Here is a 4,863-nt window from a genome sequence, read left to right on the forward strand (position 1 = left end):
GCGCAAGGCCATCTTCAACAAACCAACATCATATCCAAAAAGGGGGTCCCTCTTCGACGCCGATCGGGGGTCCCTTTTGAACGCCGTTTGACAGTGCTGATAGAATGGCGCTATCGTTTAGACTGGCAAAAGTCGCGCTTTGGCTCAGCGGATTGCTCTTGCTGGCCATAATCGTTGTCAGATTCACCGATCAGATTTCGCCGGGCGCCATCAAAATAATATTCGCGCGGGTCTTCGGATAAATCCGCAGATGCGCGACCTAGCGAACAATAGCGAAGATGTAATGCTCGTCTTCGCCCGTCGTGGCGCGCCATCCTCCGTTGTCCCCTACCGCGCGATATTGTCGCCAGCACTATGCCACTGCGGTTCTCGGCCGAGCCTACCGTGTGGCGGTTTTGGGGTGGGGAGCGGCCATGCCCCACCTTCGTCATTCCCGCGAAGGCGGGAATCCAGTGTGGGGTCAGCCGGCGCACGCTCTGGATTCCCGCTTTCGCGGGAATGACAAGGTTATGAAATGCCGATCATCGCCTATCGGTCGTGTCCGGACGGGCCGCTTTCCGCCGGGTTACAGCCAATATCGGTCCATCGAATTGGCCCACGCCGCCTAGTCCCCGGCGGGGCCGTTCGCGGTGAGGTCGTCGACCTTGCCCATGATCGCGGCGAAGGCGTCGCTGGCGGGCAGTTCGTCCTCGCTGCGCAGCGGCATCTCGCCGCCCTCCAATATATCCTGCAGCGCGGCGCGGGCGCGCGAGACGCGGCTTTTCATCGTGCCGACCGCGCAGCCGCAGATTGCCGCGCCTTCCTCGTAGCTGAGACCGCCGGCACCGATCAGTACCAGCGCTTCGCGCTGATCGACCGGCAGCATCATCAGCGCGCGCTGGACGTCGGCGAGGTGCAGGCTGTCGTCCTGCGCGTCGGGCGCGACGAGCAACCGCTCGGCGGCGATCTCGTCGTAATCGGCGGTGAATTTCTTGCGCCGCATCTGCGACAGGAAGCAGTTGCGCAGGATCACGAAGGCCCAGCTCTTCATGCTCGACGGCCCGGGGATATATTGCGCGCGCGCCTTCCACGCCTTGAGCATCGTTTCCTGGACCAGATCGTCGGCAAGGTCGGCATTGCCGGTCAGGCTGCGCCCGAAAGCGCGCAAGTGCGGGAGCATCGCGGCCAGTTCGCGCTTGAAGCTCGTATCGTCGAGCGGCTGGGGCGTCGTCTCGCTCGTCATGGTCGGCGTGGACCCATAGGCAGAGGCGCCGCGGAAGAAATACTCATTGCAACGATGCTTAGACGTTCGATCGGACAAAGCAAAGCGGAAGCGTCGTCCGGCCCTGTCCCTATGTCCGCACCGACATGGATTCCCGACGGCATTCGGCCCCTTTCCAATGGCTGGCGCCACCCGGTCCTAGCCGCTTGTTGCGGATCGCGCGCTAACCTGAATTAGCCTGAATCGCGATGCCACTGTGGCTTCGCGGCAACGCTTTGGCTCGAAAATCGCAGCAGCGGGGAACTTGCGGTCCATTCTGTCGTTGCTGGACCATGGCAACACACGGCGAAAACAGGATGAACGGCAACGGCATGGTGCGACCGCTCGCCGATGCGTCGTCGCGCATCGGCCCGGGCCTGACCCGCGTGGGAAGCGATGCGTGGCATCGCCGGCTGACCGGGCGCCAGTCGCCCGAGCCGGTCAGCGCGAAGCTGCGCATGATCTATGGCAACATCGTTGCCGAGGAACTGCCCGATCGCATGCTCGACCTCCTGTCCCAGCTCGATCAGAAACGCCCCGAATGACCCGTTCCAGCGCTGCGATGCAGCCGCCGGCGGACAAGAGTCTGTCCGACGACGAGTTCAAGGCCCTGCTGGCCGGGGTGATTCCCCATCTGCGCGCCTATGGCCGCAGCCTGTCGGGCAATCCCGATCTGGCCGACGACCTGACCCAGGACACGATGGTCAAGGCGTGGGCGTCGCGCGACCGCTTCGAGCGCGGGACGTCGATCAAGGCGTGGACCTTCGTGATCCTGCGCAACACCTTCCTGTCGCAGATGCGCCGCAACAAGTTTCACGGCGATTATGACGAGGTCGCGGTCGAGCGCACCCTGTCCACACCGGCGAGCCAGGAGAATTCGGGCGAGATGGCCGACCTGCAGCGCGCGCTGATGGAATTGCCGCAGGACCAGCGCGAGGCGCTGATTCTCGTCGGGGCGGGGGGCATGTCCTATGAAGAGGCGGCGCAGATCTGCGACTGCGCGCTGGGCACGATGAAGAGCCGCGTTTCGCGCGCCCGCACCGCGCTGGACGAGATCATGACCAACGGCCAATTCTCGCAGAAGCGCGCCGAGGCACCGCCGGCTGGCGAGGCGATGGACGCGATCATGGATAGCGTCGACGAAATCGCGGCGCGGCGGGGGGCGGGGCGTTAAGACGGATGGCGGCCCAGTTCCAAAGCAGGCGCGTGATCTTGCTTTCTTCGTCACCCCGGACGTGATCCGGGGTGACGAGACAGGGAATGGCCCTTTTTCCGATTCAGTCGGCGTCGCCGCCGAATTCCGGTCTCCCCTCGACTTTGCCCCGCACCCGCGGCAAAATATGCGTCCCTCCTTCCCAGCAAGGCGAACCTCCCCATGCAGCGACTTTCCACCTTCGCCCTGTCCGCCGCCTTCGTCGTCGCGGCCTGTTCGGGCGGCAGCCAGCCGAGCCAGGCGCAATCGGGCGACGGAGCCGATACCGCCGCGCTCGACACCTCCGGCGACCAGCCCGCGACTCCGCTGGCCGACGCACCCTTCACCGTGCAGGACGTCGCCAGCTTCGCCGAGCCCTGGGCCATGACCTTCCTGCCCGGCGGGACGCGGGCGCTGATCACCGAGCGGGCGGGCAAGCTGAAACTGTGGCAGGCGGACGGCGCGACGCTGGATGTCGCGGGCGCCCCCACGGTCGCCTATGGCGGCCAGGGTGGCTTCGGCGACGTGATCCTGGCCCCCGATTTCGCGGCGAGCGGCACCGTCTATCTGAGCTGGGTCGAGGCCGGGACGGGCGACACGTTCGGCGCCGTCGTGGGTAAGGCGAAGCTGGTCGATGGTCCAGCGCCGAAGCTGGAGGGGCTGGAAATCCTCTGGAAGCAGGACCCGAAGGTGCCGGGGCGCGGTCATTTCTCGCACCGCCTCGCCTTTTCGCCCGACGGCCAATATCTCTTCATCACCTCGGGCGAGCGGCAGAAGTTCGACCCGGCGCAGGACATGGGCCAGAATCTGGGCAAGGTCATCCGGCTGAAGCCCGACGGCAGCATTCCCGCCGACAATCCCTTCGCGGATAAAGGTGGCGTGACCGCGCAGATATGGTCGCTCGGCCATCGTAACCTGCTCGGCATCGCTTTCGACGGGATGGGAAAGCTGTGGCAGCAGGAGATGGGGCCGAAGGGCGGCGACGAGGTCAATCTGGTCGAGCGCGGTGCCAATTACGGCTATCCGATCGTGTCGAACGGCGACCATTATGACGGCAAGGCCATTCCCGACCATCCGACCCGTCCCGAGTTCAACGCGCCCAAGCTGTGGTGGAACCCGTCGATCTCGCCCGCGGGGCTCGCCTGGTACGGCGGCGACCTCTATCCCGGCTGGAAGAACAGCCTGCTGATGGGGGCACTGTCGGGCCAGGGGCTGATCCGCATGGCCGTGGACGGCGATGCGCTGCACAAGGCCGACCGCTGGGATTTCGGCATCCGTATCCGCGAGGTCGAGGTCAACGAAGACGGCTCGGTGTGGTTGCTGACCGACGGCAAGGATGGCAAGCTGGTGAAGCTGGTTCCGAAGGGCTGAGCCTGCCCTTTCGTCACCCCGGTCCCTTCGACAAGCTTGGGACAGGCTTGATCGGCGTTTAAACCCTTGAAACAAGAAGCAAGGCGATCCCCCGCGGAGGCCGGGACCCATGCGATGACGGGGCGCGCCATCCGAACCTCGGCTTTCGCCGGGGATCAGGTCTTGTTTGAAAGGATGATCGCGGACTTGATCTGGCGAAAGTTGCCGCTAGACCGCGATCTCTGAATGGCTAGTATTTCGGGCGCAGCGGCCGGTCGGCGATATGGTTTCGGGCCGAAATGCCCCTATATCCCAGGCTTATCGATGCGGAGAGTAGCCGGTGGGCGGCCGAAACCATTATCAGCTTTTCGAAACGACCGTCGGCATGGCGGCGATCGGCTGGAACGGGGTCGGCATCACGGCCTTGCGCTTGCCCGGGTCGACCGGGCGTGAAACCGGGCGCGCCATCGAACGCCGCCTGCCCGGCGCCGTGCGCGGCGAACCGCCGGCGGAGGTGGCGGCGATCATCGACGCCGTCATTCGCTATTTTGCGGGCGAGCGCGTCGACTTCCGTAGGGTGCCAGTCGATCTCGGCGAGCAGACCCCATTTTTCGCGCGGGTTTATGATCACGTGCGCGAACTCGGCTGGGGCGAGACAACCACCTATGGCGCGATCGCCCAGGCGCTGGGCGTCGGCCCGGAGTTTGCGCGCGATGTCGGGCAGGCGATGGCGAGGAATCCCGTCCCGCTGATCGTCCCCTGCCATCGCGTCACCGCCGCGGGCGGCAAGATCGGTGGCTTTTCGGCGCCCGGCGGGTCCCTGTCGAAAGCCCGGATGCTTGAACTCGAGGGCGTGTTGGCCGGTGCGCCGTCCGAGGCACCGGCCCAGCAAGGATTCGATTTCTAGGACCTTGACTTTGGGCGGCGCGGATCAATTCGATTGACCGATTTTCGCTGTAATTCGGGGAAAGCGGTCCGTCTGGTCTCGTTTAGAGTTTCGGACGCCGCCAGGCGTCGGAAAGTCTTCGGTGCCCGAACCGCGGTGGTCATGGGCTGAGCTATGGGGAAAGCTGTTTGGTGC

5 protein-coding genes are annotated in these 4,863 nt (G+C 64.9%); 4 read left to right on the forward strand and 1 reads right to left on the reverse strand.

The window, feature by feature from the left end:
- Window positions 1-604 precede the first annotated feature (604 nt).
- Window positions 605-1,222, reverse strand: coding sequence for a sigma-70 family RNA polymerase sigma factor (locus FHR21_RS20535; protein WP_246427376.1), 618 nt, complete (start codon window positions 1,220-1,222; stop codon window positions 605-607).
- A 335-nt stretch (window positions 1,223-1,557) separates the two neighbouring features.
- Here FHR21_RS20535 and FHR21_RS20540 point away from each other — a divergent pair, with 335 nt between their 5' ends.
- The 4 genes from FHR21_RS20540 to FHR21_RS20555 all read left to right on the forward strand — a co-directional run bounded on the left by FHR21_RS20540 (window position 1,558) and on the right by FHR21_RS20555 (window position 4,689).
- Complete coding sequence (locus FHR21_RS20540) at window positions 1,558-1,785, forward strand: NepR family anti-sigma factor (RefSeq protein WP_246427377.1); 228 nt, start codon at window positions 1,558-1,560, stop codon at window positions 1,783-1,785.
- Window positions 1,782-2,414 (forward strand): sigma-70 family RNA polymerase sigma factor, encoded by a 633-nt coding sequence (locus tag FHR21_RS20545; RefSeq protein WP_184101791.1) that lies wholly within the window; start codon window positions 1,782-1,784, stop codon window positions 2,412-2,414. Before FHR21_RS20540 ends, FHR21_RS20545 begins: the two co-directional genes overlap by 4 nt.
- A gap of 201 nt (window positions 2,415-2,615) precedes the next feature.
- Window positions 2,616-3,803: a PQQ-dependent sugar dehydrogenase gene (locus FHR21_RS20550; RefSeq protein WP_184101793.1), complete on the forward strand. Its 1,188-nt coding sequence runs from the start codon at window positions 2,616-2,618 to the stop codon at window positions 3,801-3,803.
- A gap of 364 nt (window positions 3,804-4,167) precedes the next feature.
- Window positions 4,168-4,689 carry a methylated-DNA--[protein]-cysteine S-methyltransferase gene (locus FHR21_RS20555; protein WP_184101795.1) on the forward strand — a complete coding sequence of 174 codons (522 nt, stop codon included), beginning with the start codon at window positions 4,168-4,170 and terminating at the stop codon, window positions 4,687-4,689.
- Window positions 4,690-4,863: the final 174 nt, after the last annotated feature.

Source organism: Sphingopyxis panaciterrulae (assembly GCF_014199295.1).
GTDB lineage: Bacteria > Pseudomonadota > Alphaproteobacteria > Sphingomonadales > Sphingomonadaceae > Sphingopyxis > Sphingopyxis panaciterrulae.

What these genes read in the sequence shown, in the direction of transcription:
- FHR21_RS20555 (WP_184101795.1), top strand. Translation starts at nt 4,168, where the DNA reads ATGGCGGCGATCGGCTGGAACGGGGTCGGCATCACGGCCTTGCGCTTG.
- FHR21_RS20535 (WP_246427376.1), bottom strand. Translation starts at nt 1,222, where the DNA reads ATGACGAGCGAGACGACGCCCCAGCCGCTCGACGATACGAGCTTCAAG.
- FHR21_RS20545 (WP_184101791.1), top strand. Translation starts at nt 1,782, where the DNA reads ATGACCCGTTCCAGCGCTGCGATGCAGCCGCCGGCGGACAAGAGTCTG.
- FHR21_RS20550 (WP_184101793.1), top strand. Translation starts at nt 2,616, where the DNA reads ATGCAGCGACTTTCCACCTTCGCCCTGTCCGCCGCCTTCGTCGTCGCG.
- FHR21_RS20540 (WP_246427377.1), top strand. Translation starts at nt 1,558, where the DNA reads ATGAACGGCAACGGCATGGTGCGACCGCTCGCCGATGCGTCGTCGCGC.